Genomic DNA, 22,850 nt, shown 5'->3' with positions numbered 1-22,850 from the left:
GGGCAGCGTACGAGTCGTGCCGCCACGGCACCATAACGCGGGCCTTATGCCTGCCGAGATGTCCCAATCTCGTCATGTTCACGCTCATACTCGGCCGCGAACGAACACCCATCCCCACCCCCCCACCCCCCACGATCGGAGTGGACGTTGCATCCCAGCAGATGGACGGCGGCCGTGGCAGCGATGGCGCTGACCGCGAGCCTCGCCGGCGCCCTCGCCGGGACGGCATCGGCTGCGCAGCAGGCGCAGCCTTCCCCGTCCCAGAAGGACACACCGGCGGCACGCGCGGTCGCGGCCGCCGACCAGGCCGTCGACAGCGGTCTCGACCCCCTGGTCAACTCCTCCCAGGAACAGTACGAGCGACGCCTCGTCACCCCCTGGGTGAAGGATCTCTACTCCGTCTCGTACGAGCGCAGCTACCGCGGCCTGCCGGTCGTCGGCGGCGACGCGGTCGTGCTCGCGGACGGCACCGGCAAGGTACGCGCACTGCAGTCCGCCAGCTCGGTGCGCATCGATGTCTCGACGCGGGCTTCGGTCTCGGCGAAGGACGCCGAGGCCACCTCGCGGGCGAAGCTGGTCTCGGTCGACAAGGTCGAGAGCAGCCGGCTCGTCGTCCGCCTGAGGGACGACAAGCCGGTGCTGGCCTGGGAGACCGTGCTCAGCGGCCGTACGAAGACCGCGCCCAGCAGGCTGCACGTCTTCGTGGACGCGCGGACCGGTGCCTTCGTCGACAGCTACGACGAGGTGGTCGCGGGCACCGGCAACAGCAAGTGGAACGGGCCGGGCCCGATCACCATCGACACGACCAACTCGGGCTCCAGCTACACCCTGCGCGACCCGAACCGGACCGGCCTGAGCTGTGCGGACTACAGCACCGGCACGGTCTTCACGAAGTCCTCCGACTCCTGGGGCACGGGCAACCCCACGAGCAAGGAAACCGGCTGCGTGGACCTGATGTTCGCCGCGCAGAAGCAGTGGGACATGCTCTCCCAGTGGCTCGGCCGCAACGGCGTCAGCGGCAACGGGCGCAGCTTCCCCGCCAAGGTCGGCCTGAGCGACCTGAACGCCTACTGGGACGGCAGTTCGGTCACCATCGGGCGCAACAGCGCCAACGAGTGGATCGCCGGTGTGGACGTAGTGGCCCACGAATACGGGCACGCCATCGACTCGAACACCCCCGGCGGCACCAGTGGCCAGGAGTCCGGGCTCGGTGAGGCGACCGGTGACATCTTCGGCGCGCTGACCGAGGCGTACATCAACCAGCCGGCCCCGTACGACACCCCGGACTACACGGTCGGCGAGGTGATCAACCTCCAGGGCCGGGGCCCGATCCGGAACATGTACAACCCGGCTGCGGTCAACAACGACCCGGCCTGCTACAGCTCCGCGATACCGGGTACGGAGGTGCACGCGGCGGCCGGGCCCATGAACCACTGGTTCTACCTGCTGGCCGAGGGCACCAACCCGGGCGGCGGCAAGCCCAGCAGCAGCACCTGCAACGGGACCACGCTGACCGGTGTGGGCGTCCAGAACGCCGGAAAGATCTTCTACGGCGGCATGCTCCTCAAGACCAGCAGCATGTCCTACAAGAAGTACCGTACGGCGACGCTGACTTCCGCCAAGTCGCTGGACACCACCTGTGACCTCTTCAACAGGACCAAGGGTGCCTGGGACGCCATCAGCGTGCCCGCCCAGTCCGCCGACCCGACCTGTACCCCGAGCGGCCAGAACAACGACTTCTCGATGTCGCTGAACCCGTCCTCGGGCACCGTCCAGCAGGGCGCATCGGTCACCACCACGGTCGGCACCGCGGTCACCACGGGCAACGCCCAGTCGGTGACGCTGACCGCCTCCGGCCTGCCGGCCGGGGTGAGCGCCTCCTTCAACCCGGCCACCGTGCAGTCCGGCCAGTCCTCGGTACTGACCCTGACCGCCACTGCCAACGCGGCGCCCGGCGCGTCCACCGTCGTGGTCAAGGGCCAGGGCTCGGCCCTTTCCCACACGGTCGACTACTCGCTCAACGTCGGCGGCACCCAGCCCGGCAACGACCCGCCGGACGTCAACGTCGCCAACGTGCAGGCGCACCTGACCCAGTTCAACACCATCGCGAGCCAGAACGGCGGCCACCGCCGTGCGGGCAGCGCCGGTTACACCCAGTCGCTGGCCTATGTGAAGGGCAAGCTGCAGGCGGCCGGCTACACGGTCACCGAGCAGAACTGCACCTCCTGCACCTACCCCTCGAACAACCTGATCGCCGACTGGCCGGGCGGCCCCGCCGACCAGACCGTCATGTTCGGCGCCCACCTCGACGGAGTCTCGGCCGGCCCCGGCATCAACGACAACGGCTCGGGCTCCGCGACCCTGCTGGAGAACGCCCTCGTCCTCGCCCAGAAGAACCCGACGATGACCAAGCACGTGCGCTTCGCCTGGTGGACCGACGAGGAGCAGGGCCTCAACGGCTCCGAGTTCTACGTCAACCAGCTCAGCAGCACGCAGCGCGCGGCCATCAAGGGCTACTACAACTTCGACATGGTCGGGTCCACCAACGGCGGCTACTTCATCAACAACGTCAACTCAGCCACCGCCGCCCCGCTGAAGGCGTACTGGACCTCGCTGAACCTCGCGCCCGAGGAGAACACCGAGGGCCAGGGCCGCAGCGACGACTACTCCTTCCAGCAGGCCGGCATCCCCACCTCCGGCTACGCGGCCGGGGCCAGCGCCCGCAAGACCTCGGCGCAGGCCACGAAGTGGGGCGGCACGGCCAACGCCGCCTACGACCCCTGCTACCACAGCTCCTGCGACACCACGAACAACATCAACGCCACGGTGCTGAACCGCAGCGCCGACGGTGTCGCCTACGCCGTCTGGAAGCAGGCGGTCGGCGGTGAGACCCCCGCCCAGGACTTCTCCATCGGCGTCAGCCCGTCCGCGGGCAGCGCGGCCCCCGGCGGTTCCACCTCCGCGACGGTCGGCACCACGACCGTGAGCGGCGCCGCCCAGACCGTCGCGCTCTCCGTCTCCGGCGCACCGGCCGGGGTGAGCGCGACGCTCAGCCCGACGTCCGTCCAGTCCGGCAGCTCCTCGGCCCTGTCCGTCCAGGTCGGCGCGAGCACCGCGCCGGGCACCTACACCCTGACGATCACCGGCTCCGGGACCGTCAGCCACACCACCACCTACACGCTCACCGTCACCGGTGGCGGCACCTGCACCCCGCGCCAGCTGGTGGTCAACGGCGGCTTCGAGAACGGCGCCACCCCGTGGAGTGCGACCGCGGGCGTCATCACCAACCAGTCCGGGCAGACCCCGCACGGCGGCACCTACAAGGCATGGCTCAACGGGTACGGGTCCACCCACACGGACAGCGCCTCCCAGACGCTGACCATCCCGTCGGGCTGCTCCACGTACCGCCTCGGCTTCTTCCTGCACATCGACACGGACGAGGACGAGAACGTCGTGTACGACCGCTTCACCGTCTCGGTGGGCGGCCAGACGTTGGAGACCTTCTCCAACCTGAACGCGAACTCCGGCTACGCGGAGAAGTCCTACGACCTCTCCCAGTCCGCCGGCCAGAGCGTCACCCTGAAGTTCAACGGCACGGAGGACCAGTCCCTCCAGACCTCCTTCGTCGTGGACGACGTCACCCTCCAGGTGAGCTGACGTCCGCCTGATCTCCCGGCCGACAACGGCCCGGCCCGGTCTCCGCACCTCGGGGACCGGGCCGGGCCCGTCCCGTCCCCCTCCCCCGCCCGGGGGAGCGGGAGCGTCGCGGTGGGTGGAGTCGTCCGGGGCCGAACCGCCGGGTTCCGGCGGCGGACCGCTCCCGGCCAACATCGAGGACTTCCGTGATTCCCGGAGCGCTCCGATCCGGCCGGTCCCGGGAACCGGTCAGCGGCCGCCGCGGCCCCGCTCGGGGGCGATCATGGCGACCAGTCCGTAGTCCAGCTCCGCGCCGTCGACGAGCAGGGCCTCGACCGTGCGCGTACTCGGGTCGATGTCGGCCTCCACGCCCTGCCCCCGGTAGCGGGGGTAGCCGGATGCGCCCTTTTCGCCGGTGGCCTCGACCACGGCCGAGCGCAGGGCCCGGTCCGCCGCGGACTCGCCGCGCAGGTTCTCGATGTGCTCGGGCACCAGCAGGATCTCAAAGCTCTGCGGCTCTGTGCTCATGGAGCGAAGCTACCGGATCAGGTGCCCCGGAGCGGGCGTGCACACGCCCCGCCTCGTAGGCTCTGCGGGACCCCCCCACACGGATGAAGAGGCACGACATGAGCGGCGACACCCCGAGCAGGATCCTCCTCGTGGCGAGGGAGACCACCCTGCGGGGGCTGCTGGAGCGGCTCCTCGTGGCCCGGGGGTTCGCCGTGGTCGACGGCGGGAGCGGGCGTGACACCGTCGCCCTGCTGGGCAGCGCCGGCCCGATCGCCCTGGTGATCTGCGAGCGCACCGGGCCGGGCCTGGACGAGGTGGCGCTCTTCGAGGAGATCCGCCGGGATCCGGAGCACGGGCGGGTGCCGATCCTCGCGCTGCCGCCCGCGGATCCGGAGTGCACGGTCCACGCGCTGGAGGCCGGTGTGAGCGACTGTCTCGCGAAGCCCTTCCACCCGACGGAGTTCATGGCCCGCGTCGAGCGACTGGCCCGGCCGGCCGCGGCCTGATCCCGTTCCTCGGCGCCGGGCCGGTCGACCGGATCCGGCCGGTCCGGGCGCGCGGAGGGCGATTGGCCGGACATCGCCCTGGTCCGGCCCGCCGGGGGTTCCTACGATTCGGGCACCCGGTCCACACCGACCGGGACTTGTCAGGGACATGCCCATATCCCCCTTCATGGGCATGCCCCGTTCCACCCTGCACACCGGTGTGACGACCCGGCCCCGCTCTGGCCGGCCGCACCCCCCACCCTCCGGCGCCCCGGCACACGCCTGCGCGCCGCCCGGTACCGAAGCAGTGGAATGGAGAACCATGTCCGGCGGATTCCTCGTGAGCGGCGCGATCGGCGCCCTGCTCACCGCCACCCTTCCCACCCAGGCCGCCCCCTCCACGATCGTGGACCCGCCGCCCGACCGCATCGTGATCGAAGTCGCCACGGTCAACGGATCCGGGTGCCCCAAGGACACCGCGCAGGTCGCCGTGTCCCAGGACAACACCGCGTTCACCGTGACCTACAGCCAGTACCTCGCCCAGATCGGCGGCGGCGCCCCGCCCACCGCGGCCCGCAAGAACTGCCAGCTCAGCCTGATCGTGCACGTGCCCCACGGGTTCACCTACGCGGTCGCCAGCGCCGACTACCGCGGCTACGCCTCCCTCGCCCCCGGCGCGAAGAGCACCGAGAAGGCCTCGTACTACTTCCAGGGCTCGCCGGACACCGCCTCCCGCACCCACACCTTCAGCGGCCCGCAGGAGGACAACTGGCAGGCCACCGACGTCACCGACTGGGCCCAACTGGTCTGGGCGCCGTGCGGGGTCCAGCGCAACTTCAACATCAACACCGAGCTGCGCGTCACCAGAGGAACCTCGTCCCCCTCGTCCACCAGCTACATGACGATGGACTCCACCGACGGCAGCATCAACACCATCTATCACCTGGCCTGGAAGGAGTGCCCCGGCAAGTGATCCGCCCCGCTCGTGGCCGCCTCCCGCTGCGCGTTCGCGCGCAGCGGGAGGCGGTAGCCGCGGTCGCGCACCAGCCGGGCCGTGAGCCCGGTGAAGGCGCGGGCCGCGGCGCTCTGGTACGCACTCTCCCTCCGCAGCAGGGTGACCGTGCGGGACGGGAGGGCGGGGTCCAGCGGAACGGGGCGCAGGTACGGGTGGTCGTGGGTGACCGCGTCGGGCAGGACGGTGGCCAGTGAGGTGCGCCGGACGATCTCGGTGAGGGCGTGCACGGAATTCGCCTCGACCGCGATGTGCGGCCGGACACCGTGGGCGGCGAGGTAGGCGTCGACGTGCTCGCGGGTGGCGAAGTCCCCGCTGAGCAGCGCCAGTCGGCGCGTCGCGAGGTCCCGTACGGGCAGCGGGCCGGGGTCCGCGTCGGCGGCGGCGACCAGGCCGAGGGTTTCGATGAACAGCGGGGTCGCCGCGATGCCGGGCAGGTGCGGCCCCTCGAAGGCGAGCCCGAGGTCGTGCTCGTCGGCGAGCAGGCCGGCTTCGATGCGGTCCTGGGGCATCTCCCGGACCTCCAGGGCGATCCCGGGATGGGCACGGTGGAGCCCGGCGACGAGCGGGCCGACGAGGTACGCGGTGAAGGTCGGGGTCAGCGCGAGGCGCAGGTGGCCGCGGGAGAGGTCGGCCAGGTCCATGACGGCGCGCTCGGCGGCGGCCAGGTCCCGCAGCGCCCCGCGCGCGTAGTGCACGTACGTCGCGCCCGCGTCGGTCAGCCGCACGGCGCGCCCGGTACGGTCCAACAGCTGCACGCCGACGGCGCGTTCGAGCTGCTTCACCTGCTGGGACAGGGTGGGCTGGGAGATCCGCAGTTCTTCGGCGGCGCGGGTGAAGCTGCCGTGTTCGGCGACGGCGATCAAATAGCGCAGGTGACGCAGTTCCAGGGCCATGAAATCGACTATAGATGGTATCGATGGCAGACATGGATATTGCGTCTTGGACACAATAGATGCAGGTCATGCATGGTGGAACACGTCGAGCCCCACACGGGGCGGATCCCACCAGAGGGAGTGACCATGCAGACCATGACCCCCGCGCACGATCTCGCGGACGGCGTCGCCCGATTCCAGCGCGAGGTGTTTCCGGCCAAGGCGGAGCTCTTCGCCCGCTTGGCCGAGGTGCACCGGCCGACGACCCTGTTCATCGGGTGTTCGGACGCCCGTGTGGTGCCGGAACTGATCACGCAGAGCGAGCCGGGCGAGCTGTTCGTCGTCCGCACCGCCGGAAATCTCGTACCCGCCCAAGCACCGGGCCCGGACGGGGTGGCGGCCAGCATCGAGTACGCCGTGGCCGTCCTCGGTGTCACCGAGGTCGTCGTGTGCGGGCACTCGGCCTGCGGGGCGATGACCGCCCTGGCCGAGGGCGCGGACCTGAGCGCCGCCGCCTCCGTCTCGGGCTGGCTGCGGCATGCGGACGCCTCGGTGGCCCGTACCGCGGGCTGCGCCGGTCCCGGCCGGCTGGCGGCCCTGATCCGCGAGAACGTGCGCGTCCAGCTCGCGAACCTGGCCACGCACCCCTCGGTCGCCCGCGCCCGGGCCGCGGGAAACCTCTCGCTGCACGGATGGGTCTACGACATCGGATCCGGCAGCGTCACCGACGTCGCCACCACCACGGCCGCCTGACCCGCCCGCTCCCCCTCTCTCCCGCTCCCCCTCCCCTCCCCTCCCGAAGGACACTTCCATGCCGCACGCCCAGTTCGACCCCACCGCCCGCGAGGCCCTCGCCGTCACCGTCGTCGACGCCAAGACCCGCAAGGACCTCTCCTGGCAGCAGCTCGCCGACGCGGCGGGCCTGTCGGTCGCCTTCGTCACCGCCGCCCTGCTGGGCCAGCACCCGCTGCCCGAGTCCGCCGCGAAGGCGGTCGCCGCGCTGCTGGACCTGGACGAGGACGCGGTGCTGCTCCTGCAGACGATCCCGACCCGCGGGTCCGTCCCCGGCGGCATCCCGGCCGATCCGACGATCTACCGCTTCCACGAAATGCTCCAGGTCTACGGGACGACCCTGAAGGCACTGGTCCACGAGCAGTTCGGGGACGGCATCATCAGCGCGATCAACTTCAAGCTGGCCGTCAGGAAGGTCGCCGATCCCGAGGGCGGTGAGCGGGCCGTCATCACCCTGGACGGCAAGTACCTTCCGACGCGGCCTTTCTGATGATCCATCAGGTTCGTTCGCTCGCGATGGGAGCGCCCGTCGGGCGCCCCGCCCCGCGCTGCTCGCCGAGCTGCCAGAAGAGGCGGTTGTCCAGGCACTCGGCCAGGTAGGGGACGCCCGCGGTGTAACCCGATCCGTGCGCGTCGCCCAGCATGCGCGCGGCGAGGCTCCGGTGGGTGGACTTCCAGCGCTGGTGCCTTTCCTCCAGCCCGCCGAGCGCGGTGCGGAAGCGGTTCCACTCCGCCTCGTCGAAACGGGCCGAGCGGCGGAGGTCGAGGTAGGCCCGCACCACCGTGTCGTGGGTGGCGTCCTCGGCCTCGGCACGTACGGCGGGCACGTTCGTGAAGGCTTCCGACCTCAGCCGCGGGGCGGTCGGGAGGCCGCAGAGGATCTCGAAGCGCTTGTACTGCTCGGACTGGATGGCGCTGGCGCCCTGAGTGAAGTGGCGGAAACCGTCGAAGTGCCCCGGCCGCATGGTGGCGACCATCCGGAACAGGGCGGAGGCCCGCTCGAAGAGGCCGGCGGCGCGCTCCACGTCGGCCGCCGCCGCTGCCAGGCGGCCGTCGCGCAGCGCCTCGACCGCCGACCGTACGTCCGTCGCGATCGCCGTGAAGATCATTTCATGGGCCTGGAGGGCCCTGATGAAGAAGTACTCGTCGTGGAGCACGTACACGGGCTGGACCGTCACGTCGAACCAGTGGCCCGCTTCCTCGGTCGTCAGCCGGGGAAGGAGGTCGGCGACGTCCGCCCAGTGGGACCGGGACGCGTCGGCCGCGCGGGACATCAGTTCGTCGGCCTCCGGTCCGTCGAGGTCGTGCGCCACGAACCGCAGGGCGTGGCGCAGCCGCTTGCGCAGGGTCTCCGGGTCCGGCGGGTCGCTCGCGGCGGATTCGCGGGACGAGGCTGCCCACCGGGTCTCGAAGCGGATGACGTCGGATATGAGCAGGGTGGCCATCCGGTTCGGGTCCGGAGCGTCTTCCGCGGTGTCCAGGAGGAGCTCCAGCAGCGGCAGGGAGAGGTAGGTCCTGTTCCAGTAGCGCCCCTCGTGCTTGTCGAGCACGCAGTCGAGGAATGCCCGGAGGAAGGGCGGGCGGTCCTCGGCGGGGCGGTTCCGGATGTCGCCGAGCCGAAGCAGGAGGGACCGCGGCAGGAAGTGCTTTCCGGTCCGCCGCACCTCTTCCGTGACGGTACGAGCCAGGTGGAGCCCGTTCAGCTCGCCGTTCACGTGCCCGGCGTCCGCCCATCGGTCCGCTTCCGCGCATTCCGGGTTCATCGCCACTCGCCTCCTGGACCTGGTGGGCCTCACGCCGTCCGGGTGAAGCAGGAGATTCAAGTGGGCATGATCAGAGCAGTGCGCGTCATGTCTCGAACATTCGTGTCTTGACACGGGCGGAAAGGACGCGCAGACACGCAAAAGAGCCTCCGCCCGGCCGGGCAGGAGGCTCTTCGGCATACGGTTCGGTGCCCACTCCGACGGCCGCAGGGCCGCCGCGCGCCGGTGGAGGAGACGGATCCGTGGAACCGGTGGATCCGGGTGGAACAAGCCGGGGCCCCGTGGGCACTCGCGCAGGCGTCGGAGGCCCCGGCTCGTACGAGGGGACGCGTCAGCTGCCGGCCGAGACGTTGCCGGACAGGACCGGAATGTTGTCCAGGATGTGGGAGAGCGGCTCGTCGCCCTTGGCCTGGGTGGAGTTCTCGGTGCACTGCTGGTTCTGCGGGTTCGACAGGACGTTGATGTCCTGGACACCGATGTTGACCAGAGCAAGGATCGACTGGGCGTTGACCTTCGCCGGCAGACCGATGCAGGGCTTGTTCAGCGTGCCCTGGACCAGGCCGAGCTGCGGGCTCAGGTCACCGGCGGTCTTCTGGTTGCCGTAGATCTGCTGGGCACCATTGCCGTTGACGGTGTTGATCCCGTTGTCGTTGCCGATGGCCATGGCCGGGGCGGCCATGGCCGCGCCCGCGCCGACGATCGACGCGGTGGCGGCGGCGGTGGCCATGAACTTCTTGATCATCAGTGGTCCTTCTGTCGCACGAGTGCACGGTGATAAGCACCTTGATCAACGTCCGGGGCGGCGGCAGGTTGCGCCGCTTCACCCGAACAGCCCCTATCGGATGTCGCGCCCCCGGACCGCCACGCTCACCTCGACCACGTAGTGCTCCTCCACCCATCCGTCCGGGAACCGGTCCATGAGGAGGGCGCGCTCCTCCTCCAGGAAGGCATCCGTGCCGGGCTCGCCGATCAGGAACAGGGAGTGCGTGGACAGCTTGGCCAGGTGCGTGTCGACCGGAACGCGGCGCGACCAGAACAGCCGGCGGTCGGTGAACCGCAGCCCCTCCTGCGAGAGCGCGCGCTCGTTGATGTACCACCCCGGGCCGAACCGCTCCTCGATCCGGGCCTGCTGGTCCGCGATCCAGCCGACCCCGACGTCCGGGTCGTTCTGCCAGACCGCCAGCGCCCCGCCGGGACGCAGCACGCGCAGCGCCTCGGGCACGGCGTGGGCCGGGTCGGTCCAGTGCCAGGACTGCGCGTAAGTCAGCAGGTCCAGGCTGCCGGCGGCCAGCGGCAGCCGGTTGCCGTCGGCGCGGACGAGCGGCGTACGGGGGTTGCAGCGCCGGAACTCCTGGGCCATGCCCTCGCCCGGCTCCACCCCGACCACCCGGGCCCCGCGGGCCTCCAGCAGGGCGGTGGCGATACCCGTTCCCGCCCCGACGTCGGCGACCCGTGCTCCGGCCAGCGGAAAGCCGGCCATCTCCGCCAGCGTGTCGAAGAGCGCGGGCGGGTACGCGGGGCGGTGGGCGGCGTAGCGTGCGGCCGCGGAGCTGAAGGAACGAGCACGGGATTCGTTCGTCATGGCGTCCATGATGCCGGTGTCCCGGAGCGGCGCGGAGAGGCAGTCGCACATGGTGGCCGCGCGGTATGTCACGTCCCTGGTAGGGGCGTTGGAGCGGTACGCGGGGCAGCCCGCGCTCGGCGTGGGACCGGACGTGCTGGAATTCCAGGAGGTGCTGGGCGGTGCCCGCCGGCTGGCCGGGGTGCTCTCCGGGGCGGGCGTCGGGCGCGGATCGGGGCTGGCCTGTGTCGCGGGGTCGAACCGGCCGGAGGTGCTGCTGGTACGGATCGCCGCTCACCTGCTGGGCGCCCGGCTGACCCAGGTGCTGGCCGGACCGGCGCTGTACGGGCTGGACCACATCCTGCGGGACTGCCGGCCGGACCTGGTCGTCCACGATGTGCCGGTGCCCGGCACCGGGGCGCCGCTGCTGGACCTGGCGGAGTTGCTCCGCCGGGCCGCCGGCCACGAGCCCGGGGCGGTCTCCGTGCAGGCCCGGGAGGACGACGTGGCACGGGTGACGTACACCGGCGGGACCACCGGGCGGCCCAAGGGCGTGGCCTCCACCTTCGGCGCGATGGCCGCGCGGAACGCCGTACAGCCGGCGGCCTGGGCGGAGTCGGTCCATCTGTCGGTCACATCGCTGGCGCAGCGGTCCGGCGGACGGTGCCTGGAGCAGTGGCGGGCCGGGGGGCGGGTGGAGATCCTCGAACCGTTCTCACCCGGGGAGTTCGCGGCGGCCTGCCGACGCCTGGGGCGGGTGTCCACGTACTTGACGACCTCGATGCTGTACCGGCTGCTGGACGACCCGGTGACCGCCCGCGGCGTACCCGGGCTGGAGGCGGTCTCCTACGGCGATTCGCCCGTCCACCCCGAACGGCTGCGGGAGGCCGTGACCCGCTGGGGCAGCCGGTGGCGGCAGGGATACGGCACGAACGAGGCGGCGGTGATCTGCCGCCTGTCCCCCGCCGACCACGATGCGGCGGTGGGCGGGCGGCCGGAACTGCTGGCGTCGGTGGGGCGACCGGTCGTCGGCGTGGAGGTCGAGGTGCGCGACGAGCGGGGCGCCGCGGTGGCGTCCGGGCGCACCGGCGAGGTGTGGATGCGGTCGGCGGCGATGATGACCGGGTACTGGGGCCGGCCCCGGCTGACGGCCGGAGTGCTTCGGGACGGCTGGCTGCGGACGGGGGACGTCGGCCACTTCGGCGCGGACGGCTATCTCTACCTGGACGACCGGGTCCACGACGTCGTGATGGTCCACGGGGACAACGTGTACTGCGTGCCCGTCGAGGCCGCGCTCACCCGGCATCCCGGCGTCGGGCAGGCCGTGGTGGTGGGGCGGCACAGTGAGCTCACCGGCGAGGAGGTGTGCGCCTTCCTCGTACCGGCGGCGGGGTACGCGCCCGGCCCGGGGATCGCTGCCGAGGCCTGTGACCTGGTGGAGAAGGAACTGGCCCCGGCGCACCGGCCCACCGCGGTGTTCTGGGAACAGGCGGTCCCGCTCACCGCCCGCGGCAAGCCGGACAAGCGCCGGCTGCGGGACCGGGCGGCGCGGGGCTAGGGGGTGCAGGGGGCGGGGGACGGAGCGACGGGGGCGGGGGACGGAGCGACGGGGGCGGGGCGGGAGGTCAGGGCCGCGCGGCGGCGTAGGTCCAGAACGCGCGCATCACCTCGGGCGAGGCCGGGCCGCTCAGCTCCCGCTGGGTCAGGAGCACGGTGACGGTCCCGGTCGCGGGGACGATGTGGGCGGCGGTGCCCGTGCCGCCGATCCAGCCGTAACGGCCCGGTACGTTCCACGGGTCGATGCGGGCCACGTCCACCGAGCCGCCGAAGCCCCAGCCCTGGCCCTCCAGGAACAGGGCGCCCGCCTCGCGCTGCGGCGCGGTGAGGTGGTCGGTGGTCATCTGCCGTACCGACGCGCCGGAGAGCAGCCGTCGGCCCCCGTGGGAGCCTCCCGCGAGCAGCATCCGGCCGAAGGCGTGCAGGTCGTCGACGGTGGAGACCAGCCCGCCCGCACCGGAGGGGAAGGCCGGGAGGCTGCTCCACTGGCCGTCGGGCGCGTCGATGAGCTCCAGGCCCTTTCCGTCGGCGGTCGCCCGGTAGGAGCTGGTGAACCGGTGGAGCTGCTCCCGGGGAACGACGAACGCCGTGTCCCGCATGCCGAGCGGCTCGAAGACGCGCTCGGCGAGGACGTCAGGGAAGGACTGCCCGGTCGCACGGGCGATCAGCACCCCGAGGATGTCGGAGCAGGTGTTGTAGAGCCATGCCTCGCCGGGCTGGTTCAGGAGCGGGATCCCCCCGAGGACAGCCATCCACTCGTCCGGCGCCGCGACCTCCTGGGGGCTGGGCGGACCCTGCTTCAGATCGCCGATCAGCGGGGTCACGGCGGGCAGCGAGAAGTCGGCGGGAAAGCCGTACCCGGCGCGGAAGGTCAGGAGGTCGGCGACGGTGATCGGCCGGACGGCGGGTACCACGTCGTCGAGTGGTGCGGACGGCGTACGGACGACCGTCGGCGCCGCGAGTTCCGGCAGCCAGCGGGCCACGGGGAGATCGAGCGAGAGCAGGCCGTCCTCGATGAGCATCATGGTGGCCGCGGCCGTCACGGGTTTGGTGACCGACGCGACCCGGAAGAGGGAGTCGCGGGCCATGGGCGCGGTGCCGGCGGTGTCGAGGGAGCCGACCGCCGCGACCTCCACGGCTTCGTCGTGGGCCACGAGGGCCACCGCGCCGGGCAGCGATCCGTCACCGACGTAGGTCTCCAGAAGACTGCGCAGGTCGCTCATGGTCCACCTTCTCGTACGTGCGGATGCTCGTAGGGAAGACTGGCCGCGGCCGGCGAAATCATCGGTCCGGCGTGACCGGGGCCGGGCGCGCTATGCGGCCGGTACCACCGACGCGCGTATCGCCGAGGCCCACTCACCGAGCAGGGCGGCGTGGCGGATCCGCTCCGCGTCGGAGAGGCGTCCCTCGGCGCGCGCGAAGAGGCAGCGGATGTCGGCGTTGATCTCGGCGAGGGAACGTTCGGGGACCGGGTGATCGTCAGGGGTCGGGCTCACGTGATCAAGAGTAGGCGGCACGTACGACAACGGTGGACCATGTCCGACATGCGGACGCCGGGACGGGCATCCGGCGGGACCGCCCGGACTTCTCATTCTGCCGATTCCGCCGGTCCTGTCCGTTCGGCCGGTTCCTCCGGCTCCTGCTGCTCGTCCCGCTCCTCCTGCTCCGCGATCCGGGCGGCCCGGAACTGGAGGTAGCGGCGTTCCGGGACGCTGAGGGTGAGGCCGGCCGCCTTCGCGTAGGAGGCGCGCGCCGCGGCCCGGTCGCCCGCCCTCTCCAGCAGGTGGGCCCGTACGGCCTCGAGGCGATGCTGCCCGGCAAGGCGCTGGTCCTCGTCCAGCTCGGCGAGCAGGGCCAGGGCTCGCCGCGGCCCGTGCACCATGGCCACCGCGACCGCGTGGCCCAAGCGCTCCACGGGACCGGGGACCAGCCGGATCAGCAGCTCGTACAGGGCGAGGATCTCCACCCAGTCGGTGTCCTCGTCGCTCGCCGCCTCGTCGTGCACGGCCGCGATCGCGGCGCGCAGCTGGTACGGGCCGAGCGCAGTGTGCGTGAGCGCGTCGCTGACCAGGGCGACTCCCTCTGTGATGGCGTCGTGGTCCCAGCGGGAGCGGTCCTGCTCGGCGAGGGGGATCAGGCTGCCGTCGGGTGCGGTGCGGGCGGCGCGGCGGGCGTCGGTGAGCAGCATGAGGGCCAGCAGGCCGGACACCTCTCCGTCGGACGGCAGCAGCGCGTGGACGTCGCGGGTGAGGCGGATCGCCTCGGTGGCGAGGTCGGCGCGTTGCAGATCGCCGCCCGAGGTGGCGGTGTAGCCCTCGTTGAAGATCAGGTAGAGCACGTGGAGCACATCGGCGAGGCGCTCGGCGCGTTCCTCGGCCCCTTGCGGGTCGGGGGCACCGGTGCCGGCGTCGGCGTCGCTCCTGATGCCGAACGGCGCCCCGGAGGCTTTGATGCGCCGTTTCGCCCGGCTGATGCGCTGGGCCATCGTGGCTTCGGGCACGAGGAGGGCGCGGGCGATCTCGGCCGTGGTGAGGCCGCCGACGGCGCGCAGGGTGAGGGCGATCCTGCCGGCGGGGGCCAGATCGGCGTGACAGCAGAGGAAGAGCAGGGCGAGCGTGTCGTCCTCGGCGGGGGCGCGGCCCTCCCCCGGGGGCGGCGCCACGAACTCGTCGCGCGGGGTCAGTGCGACGGCGGTCTCCTCGCGGCGCCTGCGCGCCTCCTCGCTGCGCAGCTGGTCCGTGAGCCGACGGGAGGCGACGCGGATCAGCCAGCCGCGCGGATTGGCCGGGCGGCCTTCCTCGGGCCACTGCCGGGTGGCGGCGAGCATGGCCTCCTGTACGGCGTCCTCGGCGGCGTCGAAGTGTCCGTAGCGGCGCACGAGCGCGCCGAGGACCTGCGGCGCCAGTCGGCGCAGCAGGTCCTCGCCCGCGGAGGCGGCGTCGGAGGCCGGGCCGGGGCCTGGACCGGGGCCGGGGTCCGTCAGCACATCTCGGCCCCCGAGCGGCTGTCGACGGGGTGGACGACGACCGGGTAGTTCGGCGCACCGTCCGGGACCGGGCACGCGTAGGCACGGGCGGCGATCTCGGCGGCCCGGGCGAAGTCCGCGACGTCGACGATCCAGTAGCCGGCGAGCACCTCTTTGGCCTCTCCGTACGGCCCGTCGGAGACCACGGGGCTGCCGTCGGCGGCCGCGGTGACCAGGCGGGCCTGGCGGGGATCGGCCAGTCCCTGCCCGTCGACCCACTCGCCCGACTCGGCGAGGTCGTCGTTGAGGGCGCCCATGTAGTCGAACATCGCCTTCAGGTCCGATTCGGACCATCCGGGGCTGTCACTGTTCGCGGCGCCGCCCATGGCGTCGTAGTCGGACTGCTTCCCGAGGACCATCAGCATGTACTTCATGGGGTGCCACTCCTTCTGCTCTGCGCGGCGGCTCCGGAACCGGGGATCCGGGCCGAAGTCCGGATCGGGAGGCGGATCGGGATCGGGAGCCTCTTCGCATGGGACGTCGGAGCCGTCCTTCCCATTTCGACATGCCGGCCGCGACCGCGCGACGTTTTTCACCCGGAGAGTTCCCGGCCCGGCCCAGTAGGCTCACGGTATGAAGATCATCGACCTCGAGCCGGGCGACGCGCGGCTCGCAGCCGACCTGCTCCCCGTGCTGCTCGAACTCCGTCCCCACCTCACCGAGGAGCTCTTCCTCGAGATCGTCGCGGAGGCGCGCGGCCAGGGGCTTCGTTTCACTGCGGCCTACGACGCCGACGGCGTGTGCGTGGGCGCCGCCGGCTGGCGGATCGTCGTCAATACCTCGATGGTCCGCTCGCTCTACGTCGACGACCTGGTCACCGCCGCTGCCGCCCGTTCCGCCGGAGTGGGGCACGAGCTCCTCGCGCACCTGGAGCGGCACGCACTGGCGGCGGGCTGCACCGCCCTCACCCTGGAGTCCGGCACCCAGCGGACCGATGCGCACCGCTTCTACTTCCGCGAGCGGATGGCCGTGACCGCCTTCAGCTTCGAGAAGCCGCTGCGCTGAGGGACGACCGCAGGCCACGGACCGGGAATTGGCCTTGCCGCGAGGCGGATCGGCCTCGCTACGTTCACGGGATGCGCATCCAGATCGTAGACGCCTTCACCAGCCGTCCCTTCACCGGAAATCCTGCCGGTGTCTGCCTGCTCCCGGCCGGCCCTTGGCCCGACGACATACGGCTGGGGCAGATCGCCGCCGAGCTGAACCATCCCGAGACGGCCTTCGCCCTGCCGCTCCCGGCCGGGGGCGAGGCCGACTGGGAGATCCGCTGGTTCACTCCGCTCGTCGAAGCCAATCTGTGCGGCCATGCCACATTGGCCACGGTTCACACGCTGCGCCGGGAGGGTCTGCTGACGGGTGGCCCGGTCCGCTTCCTGAGCCGGTACAGCGGCCTGCTCACCGCGCGGGCCGCTGGTGAGGGGGCAGACGGGGCTGACGGGGAGATCACTCTGGACTTCCCGGCCGCCCCGGTGACGGAGGTTCCGGTACCGGCGGGCCTCGCCGACGCCCTGGGGACACGGCCGGAGGCCACGTTCCGTACGGGCGCGCTGGGCGATCTGCTCACCGTCCTGCCCGACGAGGCCACCGTACGGACGCTGTGCCCCGACCTCTCGGCGGTCGCGGCCCTGAGCCTGCGCGAGGATCTGCGCGGGGTCATCGTCACCGCCGTCGCCGAGGTGGCCGCAGGCGCCGCGGCCACCTCGGCCGAGGAGGCGACGGAAGACGCGTACGACTTTGTCTCCCGCTTCTTCGCCCCGGCGAGGGGCATCCCCGAGGACCCTGTCACCGGCAGTGCCCACACCGCACTGGCCCCCTACTGGGCGGCTCGGCTGGGCCGCACCGACGCCCTCACCGGATTCCAGGCCTCGGCACGCCCCGGCCTGGTGACGGCCGCCGTCCACGGGGACCGGGTCCACCTCACCGGGCGGGCGGTCACCGTTCTGGAGGCGACCCTCCGCGTCTGAGCGGCGCCGGGCCGCTCGTGACCGAAACGTCGCCGCGTCGAAGCCCGTTCGGCCTCGCAGGCAGGGGCGCCTCCTTGCTAGCTTCCTGCCCGAAGCCGACCTTGGAGGACCCGATCTCATGCCCGCATCCCGAGGCCCCCGCCGGGGCCTGAGCGCGGCGGCCGTGGCCGCCGTCCTGCTGGCAGGCATCACCGGATGCGGGGACGAGGCCGCCGAGGCCCCGGCGGCTGCCTCCGTTTCGGCGTCCACCGCGCAGTCACCGTCACCGTCACCGTCGGCATCGGCCTCCGCCTCGGTGACGGCCTCCGCCCCGGCGTCGCCCTCCGCCTCCGCGCCGCCCACGACCCGGGCCGTGACACCGACGCCGCCTCCGGCCCCGACCCGGCTCACGGTCGCGGTGGACACCCGGGGCGGCCGGCTGGCCCTCGTACGGGGTGGCGCCCCGCAGGAGTTCACCGTCACCCTGCGGAACGGCAACTCCGCCGAGTACCGGCACGTACTGGTCGCCTTCCAGATGGAGATGCTGGTCGGCGAACCCGGTGATGCGGCGGGCAGCGGGCCCGGTTTCCTGCTGGAACGCTTCGACCCCGGCGCGGGCACCTGGCGCCCGGCCGACTTCCGTATCGCCAATGACGCCAAGCCGCCGTCCCTCTTCACGGGCGGCGGCCCGCTCGCCCGCGAGGCCGTCCGCGTCGAGCGCTACCGGCTGCGTGCGACGGCCGGCGGGCCCACGGGCAGCAGCCCGGTGATGCTGTCGTTCATCGACACGGACGCGGGCCGTGAGGTCGCGGCCCATGTCGTTCTCGGGCACACCACCCGCTGAGACTCCCCCGGTCCCGTCCGGTTCCCCGCACGAATTCCGTTTACCGCCGACCGGCACCACCCCGGGGCACCCGCTGCGGGCGTACGCCGTGCACTCCCGTGCGCCCCCGTGTGCCCCTTCGGCGCGGACGGCCGCCGTCGTACGGTTCCGGGCTATGAGCGGATACACGATGGAACCGGCCATGCCGATGGAAATCAGCCCCCGAGTACTGCCGCCCTCCGATCAGTGGTCCCCCGCCCTCGCGGTACAGGCACCGGTCTGCCGGTTCGAGAACTTCCTTGGAGCGGAACGCGCCGCGGCCCTTCTGGAATACGCGATATCCCGGGAGGACGACTTCACGGTGGGCACCGTCCTGGACCCCCTCACCGGACTGGTGTCCCGCAAGGGGCGGGACTCCCTGGTCCTCCCCGTGACCAGCGAGGTGTTCAGCGCACACCTCGCCGACTGCCTGCCGCCCGTTCAGGAGGTCCTCGGCCACCGGTCCGCGCTCACCCGGTCGCTGACCGTGCTGACGGCGCACGGCGAAGGCGGCCACTTCGGCATCCACACCGACGCCTCGCGCGTCCGGGACGTGCGCACGGCGCTGTCCGCGGTGTACTACCTCCACCGCACGCCCCGTGGCTTCGGCGGCGGCCAACTGCGCCTGTACGACACCGTGGTGCACGACGGCAGGGCACGGCCGGCGGAGTCCTACCGGACCGTCGAGCCCGAGCACGACACCATCGTCTTCTTCCCGGCCGGCGCCTTTCACGAGGTCGTACCGTCCACCTGCCCCAGCGGGTGGTTCGCGGACCAGCGGTTCACCCTCACGACATGGATCTCCAACGGGGAATCAGCCGCCGGGCAGCCGGACGGCCACGGGCCGGGGGTCTGGCAGTGGCTGGCGGACGCGGCGGAAGGCACCCGCCCGCTCCACGACGTCGCGCAGGACCACGACGGTGCCAGGCCGGTCGCGCTTCCGCCGGCCAACCCCGACACCCGCCTGAGGCTGCCCGTGCCGAAAGGCACCCCGCGCACCGCTGAGCATCGCCGCCCGCCCCTGACCTGACGGCGCCTCGCTCCTGCCGCAGGGCCTCTTCGCCGAGAGGCTTTGCCGCAGCGGCGGGCTCACATGGTGGTCGTGGTCCAGGTGAATTTGCCGCCGCCGACCCACCGGACCACCTCCAGGTCGTCGAGGTCGTGGATCGGGATCCCCACCTCCGCCGCGACCAGCAATACGTCCGTCATCGACATCGCTCTGCCGACGAACTCTCCGTCGACCTCCACGATGCGGAAGGGAGGGTTACCGGGTTGGACGCCGAGTACGGTGATCCGCGCCGGCGAGATGTGAGGTGTCGAGCCTTCGGTCATGCGGAGACGGTCGCACGCCGCGGCCGGTGACGGGCTCGGCGACACGGCCCGGGGGGCCGATCGGGACATGCCTCAGATCCTCTCCCCGCCCGCCTCACCGAGGGCGGACGCTGCGGTCCGCCAGGCCGCGGTGACCGCCTGGCGGGCTCGGTCCGTCGCCTCGGGCACCCGGTCGGGCAGGTGGAGCGGCGAGCCGATGTGCACGTGCAGGCAGGGGCGTCGCAGCGGGGCGGTGAAGACCCCGGCGAGCTGCTTGGCACCGTTCCCGGAGCAGAGGCGGCGTACGCCTGCCTGGCCCACGGGCACGACCGGGGCTCCCGTCGCGGCGGCGAGCCGGGCCAGGCCGCTGCGGAAGGGGCCGGGGGCCGTCTCCCTCGCGTCGCGGCGTAGGGGCAGCTTGCCTTCGCCGTAGAGCAGCACGCTGCGGCCCGAGGCGAGGGCGACGGCCGCGGCGTCGAGGGAGTCGGCCGCGCGGGTGGTGCCGCGGTGGACGGCGATGTGGCCCTCGCGGCGCAGCGCGGAGCCGAGCAGCGGTACGCGCCAGAGGCCGCTGGTGGCCAGGATGACCGGCTCGATCCCGTACCGGCGCAGCGCGGCGACCACGACGGCCGGGTCGGCGAGGGAGGTGTGGTTGGCGACCAGAATGGCACCGGGGGCGGGCCGTACTCCGGGGTCGGCGGTGACGGTCAGCCGCCCGAAGGCGGGTACGAGCGTGGCGGCGATTCGGCTGAGCATGGACGGCCCCGTTCGGCTGGTGCGAAGCGATGCGGTGCGATGTGTTTCGGTGCGCTTCGGTCCATGGTCGGCCGGGCGGGCGGGCACGGTCATGAGTAGGCGTACTCACCGAATATGACCGAACGGTCACAAGATCCCGCGCGCGGAACGAGCGCGGCACCGGGGGCATCTAGCAGTTCGGCGAGGACCCGTCGGGTCCTCGCCGAACGTATCGGCACGGTGTGAGCGGCAAGGCGGGGCTGGGATGAAGGCGGTAACGGTGGCGGGCGGTTCCTCGGACGACCCGGAGATCGAGGCGGGTACCACCGTCCTGAAGGCGGAGACCCAGGAGGATTCCGCCGAGCCGACGGCCGACGACGGGGGGCCGGAGGCGGCGGAGGGCGAACCTGCCGGTCCGGCGACCGACACCCCTCGGGCAGAGCCCGAGGTCCGGACGGAGGATCAGGACACGGACGCCACCGTCGGCGAGCCCACCGCGGACGCGGGAGCCACGGACGAAGCCGAGGTGAAGACCAGCGGCAACGCCGAGGCCGAAGCGGAAGCCACGGCCGATGCGCTCCCCGAAGGTGGGCCCGCGCAGGGTGTGGAGTCCGAGGCCGTGGCCGAGGCACCGGCCCAGACGGAGAATCAGGACGAGGACACCCCCGAGGCCGAGCCCACGCACGACGCGACGGCCAAGGACGAAGCCAAGGACGAGGCCCCCACAGCGTCCGAGGCGGAGGCCGTGGCCGAGGCACCGGCCCAGACGGAGAATCAGGACAAGGACACCCCCGAGGCCGAGCCCACGCACGACGCGACGGCCAAGGACGAAGCCAAGGCCAAGACCCCCACAGCGTCCGAGGCGGAGGCCGTGGCCGAGGCACCGGCCCAGACGGAGAATCAGGACAAGGACACCCCCGAGGCCGAGCCCACGCACGACGCGACGGCCAAGGACGAAGCCAAGGCCAAGACCCCCGCGAAGCCCGACGCCACGACCGAGCCGAAGGCCGACGACGCGGCCGAATCCGACGCCACGACCGAAGCCCCGACGAAGGACCAGGAGAAGGACGCCCCCGAGGCCGAGCCCGCGCATGGCGCGAAGGCCGAGGGCGAAGCCAAGGGCGCGACTCCGGCAAAGCCCGCGGCCGCGTCCGCGCGCGGCGTCGGTGCCCGGGGTGGAGCCGAGGGGACGCAGGAGGTTCCGGGTGGGGACCGCGCCGAGCCCGCGGCGGCAGCCGACGAGACGCAGCTCATCGCACGGCCGCGGCCCGAGGCCGCCCGGCCCGATGCTCCGCGTACGACGCCGTCCTGGGCGCTGGAGGTGGAGGCGGACTCCGAGCGGACGAGCAAGTTCGTCGCGCTCAAGGACCTCGAAGCCGTTCCCGCGCCCACCGGGCCCACCGCGCCGCGGCCGCCCGCGGCCGGGCCGGCACCCGCCGCACCGCTGCCCCCGCTCGACCTGCTGGCCGAGCTCACCAACACCCCCGCCCCGACGGAGACCCCGCGCCGGACCGCGGTGCGCCGCGTCAAGATATGGGCGCCGGTCCTGCTCCTCCTCGTGGGCGCGGGCGCCGGTGCCCAGCTGCTGCGCCCGCTGCCGGCCCCGCAGCTCGTCGCCTCCGCGACCGACCGCACCCTGGACGGGCAGTTCACCATCCCCTGGCCCGCCAAGGGCCAGGGCGCCGTCCGCGTCCCCGGCTCCGGGGACCTCGGCACCTTCGGCGAGCAGAAGCCCGTTCCGACGGCCAGCGTCGCCAAGGTCATGACGGCCTACGTGATCCTCAAGGACCACCCGCTGCGCAAGACGGAGCCCGGTCCCGACATCACGATCGACGCGAAGTTCGTCGCGGACGGAACCTCCGAGCACGAGTCCCGCATCTCCGGGCTGGCCGCCGGTACGAAGTTCAGCCAGCAGGACATGCTCAAGATGCTCATGATCCCCTCGGGCAACAACGCCGCCCGCCTGCTGGCCCGCTGGGACTCCGGCACCGACTCCGAAGCCGCGTTCGTCGCGAAGATGAACGCCGCCGCCAAGGAGCTCGGCATGGACAGCACCACCTACACGGACCCCAGCGGTCTGGACGCGGCCACCGTCAGCACCGCCGCCGATCAGCTGAAGCTCGCCGAAGCAGTCATGAAGGACGAGACGTTCCGGTCGATCGTCGCGCTTCCGAACGCCACCATCAAGGGGCTGTCCAAGCGGCTCGAGAACAACAACATCCTGCTCACCGCCCAGGGTCTGAGCATCCGTGGCATCAAGACCGGTTCCAGCACGCCGGCCGGCGGGACGCTGATGTGGGCGGCGTACAAGTCGATCGGTGACGAGACGCCTTTGATCCTCGGCACGTTGATGGACCAGCGGGTGGACGGGCCGGACGAGGACGGCGGGAACAGCCTGAAACTGGTGCTGGCGAACAGCAAGACGATCATCGAGGCGGTACGGACGGCGCTCGCGTCGGTCCCGGTGATCCGCAAGGGCGATGTCGTCGGGCACGTGGACGACGGGCTCGGCAGCCGTACGCCACTGGTGGCGACCAAGGACCTGAACGTCATCGGCGTACCGGGCCAGCAGCTGAAGCTGTCCCTCGGCCCCACTGCCGGAGCCGGGCCCCTGCCGCACAGCGCGAAGGACGGTGCCGAGGTGGCCTTGCTGACGGTCGGCAACGGCGAGGGGGCCAGGAGCGTGCCCGTCGCGGTCAAGGGGAACCTGGCCGAGCCCTCGTTCCAGACCCGGCTGACCCGCGGACGCTGACCCGCGGACGGGTGGGGGAGGCCGCGGCCGA

General features: G+C 72.2%; 22 protein-coding genes. 11 read left to right on the top strand and 11 right to left on the bottom strand.

The features are described 5' to 3' along the window. Nucleotides 1-183: 183 nt before the first annotated feature. Nucleotides 184-3,657, top strand: a complete 3,474-nt coding sequence (locus OG444_RS38025) for a M28 family peptidase (protein WP_327267056.1) — start codon at nt 184-186, stop codon at nt 3,655-3,657. A 228-nt stretch (nt 3,658-3,885) separates the two neighbouring features. Here OG444_RS38025 and OG444_RS38020 read toward each other — a convergent pair whose 3' ends face one another. Continuing rightward, nucleotides 3,886-4,164 (bottom strand): hypothetical protein, encoded by a 279-nt coding sequence (locus OG444_RS38020; protein ID WP_327266430.1) that lies wholly within the window; start codon nt 4,162-4,164, stop codon nt 3,886-3,888. Nucleotides 4,165-4,262: 98 nt separating this feature from the next. Here OG444_RS38020 and OG444_RS38015 point away from each other — a divergent pair, with 98 nt between their 5' ends. Further along, nucleotides 4,263-4,652, top strand: coding sequence for a response regulator (locus OG444_RS38015; RefSeq protein ID WP_327266429.1), 390 nt, complete (start codon nt 4,263-4,265; stop codon nt 4,650-4,652). A 301-nt stretch (nt 4,653-4,953) separates the two neighbouring features. Then, nucleotides 4,954-5,604, top strand: a complete 651-nt coding sequence (locus OG444_RS38010) for a DUF4360 domain-containing protein (protein ID WP_327266428.1) — start codon at nt 4,954-4,956, stop codon at nt 5,602-5,604. Here OG444_RS38010 and cynR read toward each other — a convergent pair. After that, on the bottom strand, nt 5,571-6,539 hold the full coding sequence (gene cynR, locus OG444_RS38005; protein ID WP_327266427.1) for a transcriptional regulator CynR: 969 nt from the start codon (nt 6,537-6,539) through the stop codon (nt 5,571-5,573). The two genes, OG444_RS38010 and cynR, sit on opposite strands and share 34 nt — an antisense overlap. Nucleotides 6,540-6,665: 126 nt before the next feature. Between cynR and OG444_RS38000 the strand changes: the two genes are divergently transcribed. Both OG444_RS38000 and cynS read left to right on the top strand, forming a co-directional pair. Continuing rightward, complete coding sequence (locus OG444_RS38000; protein ID WP_327266426.1) at nt 6,666-7,271, top strand: carbonic anhydrase; 606 nt, start codon at nt 6,666-6,668, stop codon at nt 7,269-7,271. 58 nt (nt 7,272-7,329) lie between these two features. Continuing rightward, nucleotides 7,330-7,800: a cyanase gene (cynS, locus tag OG444_RS37995; protein ID WP_327266425.1), complete on the top strand. Its 471-nt coding sequence runs from the start codon at nt 7,330-7,332 to the stop codon at nt 7,798-7,800. A 7-nt stretch (nt 7,801-7,807) separates the two neighbouring features. Here the strand turns inward: cynS and OG444_RS37990 are convergent, their stop codons facing one another. From OG444_RS37990 to OG444_RS37980, 3 genes are all read right to left on the bottom strand, one after another. Further along, complete coding sequence (locus OG444_RS37990) at nt 7,808-9,073, bottom strand: tryptophan 2,3-dioxygenase family protein (RefSeq protein WP_327266424.1); 1,266 nt, start codon at nt 9,071-9,073, stop codon at nt 7,808-7,810. A 331-nt stretch (nt 9,074-9,404) separates the two neighbouring features. After that, nucleotides 9,405-9,815 carry a rodlin gene (locus OG444_RS37985; protein WP_327266423.1) on the bottom strand — a complete coding sequence of 137 codons (411 nt, stop codon included), beginning with the start codon at nt 9,813-9,815 and terminating at the stop codon, nt 9,405-9,407. Between the two features lie 93 nt (nt 9,816-9,908). Continuing rightward, nucleotides 9,909-10,655, bottom strand: coding sequence for a class I SAM-dependent methyltransferase (locus tag OG444_RS37980; protein ID WP_327266422.1), 747 nt, complete (start codon nt 10,653-10,655; stop codon nt 9,909-9,911). Here OG444_RS37980 and OG444_RS37975 point away from each other — a divergent pair. Beyond that, on the top strand, nt 10,654-12,192 hold the full coding sequence (locus OG444_RS37975) for an AMP-binding protein (RefSeq protein ID WP_327266421.1): 1,539 nt from the start codon (nt 10,654-10,656) through the stop codon (nt 12,190-12,192). The two genes, OG444_RS37980 and OG444_RS37975, sit on opposite strands and share 2 nt — an antisense overlap. A gap of 67 nt (nt 12,193-12,259) precedes the next feature. On the opposite strand, the gene OG444_RS37970 is transcribed toward OG444_RS37975, so the two are convergent. The 4 genes from OG444_RS37970 to OG444_RS37955 all read right to left on the bottom strand — a co-directional run bounded on the left by OG444_RS37970 (nt 12,260) and on the right by OG444_RS37955 (nt 15,590). Then, entirely contained in the window at nt 12,260-13,414 is a 1,155-nt protein-coding gene (locus OG444_RS37970) for a serine hydrolase domain-containing protein (protein ID WP_327266420.1), read from the bottom strand. 90 nt (nt 13,415-13,504) lie between these two features. Beyond that, entirely contained in the window at nt 13,505-13,687 is a 183-nt protein-coding gene (locus OG444_RS37965; RefSeq protein WP_327266419.1) for a hypothetical protein, read from the bottom strand. A 92-nt stretch (nt 13,688-13,779) separates the two neighbouring features. Further along, nucleotides 13,780-15,174, bottom strand: coding sequence for an RNA polymerase sigma factor (locus OG444_RS37960; protein WP_327267055.1), 1,395 nt, complete (start codon nt 15,172-15,174; stop codon nt 13,780-13,782). Continuing rightward, on the bottom strand, nt 15,171-15,590 hold the full coding sequence (locus OG444_RS37955; protein WP_327266418.1) for a YciI family protein: 420 nt from the start codon (nt 15,588-15,590) through the stop codon (nt 15,171-15,173). The genes OG444_RS37960 and OG444_RS37955 overlap by 4 nt, the downstream gene beginning before the upstream one ends. 199 nt (nt 15,591-15,789) lie before the next feature. Here OG444_RS37955 and OG444_RS37950 point away from each other — a divergent pair, with 199 nt between their 5' ends. From OG444_RS37950 to OG444_RS37935, 4 genes are all read left to right on the top strand, one after another. Further along, nucleotides 15,790-16,221 (top strand): GNAT family N-acetyltransferase, encoded by a 432-nt coding sequence (locus tag OG444_RS37950; protein WP_327266417.1) that lies wholly within the window; start codon nt 15,790-15,792, stop codon nt 16,219-16,221. A gap of 71 nt (nt 16,222-16,292) precedes the next feature. Next, a complete protein-coding gene (locus tag OG444_RS37945; RefSeq protein WP_327266416.1) occupies nt 16,293-17,180 on the top strand; it encodes a PhzF family phenazine biosynthesis protein in 888 nt (295 codons plus the stop codon). A 118-nt stretch (nt 17,181-17,298) separates the two neighbouring features. Next, the gene (locus OG444_RS37940) at nt 17,299-18,003 is read left to right on the top strand and encodes a hypothetical protein (RefSeq protein WP_327266415.1); all 705 of its coding nucleotides are present in this window, start codon (nt 17,299-17,301) and stop codon (nt 18,001-18,003) included. Between the two features lie 154 nt (nt 18,004-18,157). Then, nucleotides 18,158-19,051: a 2OG-Fe(II) oxygenase gene (locus OG444_RS37935; protein WP_327266414.1), complete on the top strand. Its 894-nt coding sequence runs from the start codon at nt 18,158-18,160 to the stop codon at nt 19,049-19,051. 59 nt (nt 19,052-19,110) lie between these two features. On the opposite strand, the gene OG444_RS37930 is transcribed toward OG444_RS37935, so the two are convergent. Together OG444_RS37930 and OG444_RS37925 are read right to left on the bottom strand one after the other, a co-directional pair. Further along, a complete protein-coding gene (locus OG444_RS37930) occupies nt 19,111-19,353 on the bottom strand; it encodes a hypothetical protein (protein WP_327266413.1) in 243 nt (80 codons plus the stop codon). Between the two features lie 72 nt (nt 19,354-19,425). Then, the gene (locus tag OG444_RS37925) at nt 19,426-20,088 is read right to left on the bottom strand and encodes a lysophospholipid acyltransferase family protein (protein WP_327266412.1); all 663 of its coding nucleotides are present in this window, start codon (nt 20,086-20,088) and stop codon (nt 19,426-19,428) included. 244 nt (nt 20,089-20,332) lie between these two features. Here OG444_RS37925 and OG444_RS37920 point away from each other — a divergent pair, with 244 nt between their 5' ends. Next, nucleotides 20,333-22,819 carry a serine hydrolase gene (locus OG444_RS37920; protein WP_327266411.1) on the top strand — a complete coding sequence of 829 codons (2,487 nt, stop codon included), beginning with the start codon at nt 20,333-20,335 and terminating at the stop codon, nt 22,817-22,819. The last annotated feature ends 31 nt before the right edge of the window (nt 22,820-22,850 follow it).

It is taken from the genome of Streptomyces sp. NBC_01232, assembly GCF_035989885.1.
Classification (GTDB): Bacteria; Actinomycetota; Actinomycetes; order Streptomycetales; family Streptomycetaceae; genus Streptomyces.
This window is presented reverse-complemented; position numbering and strand designations above follow the sequence as displayed.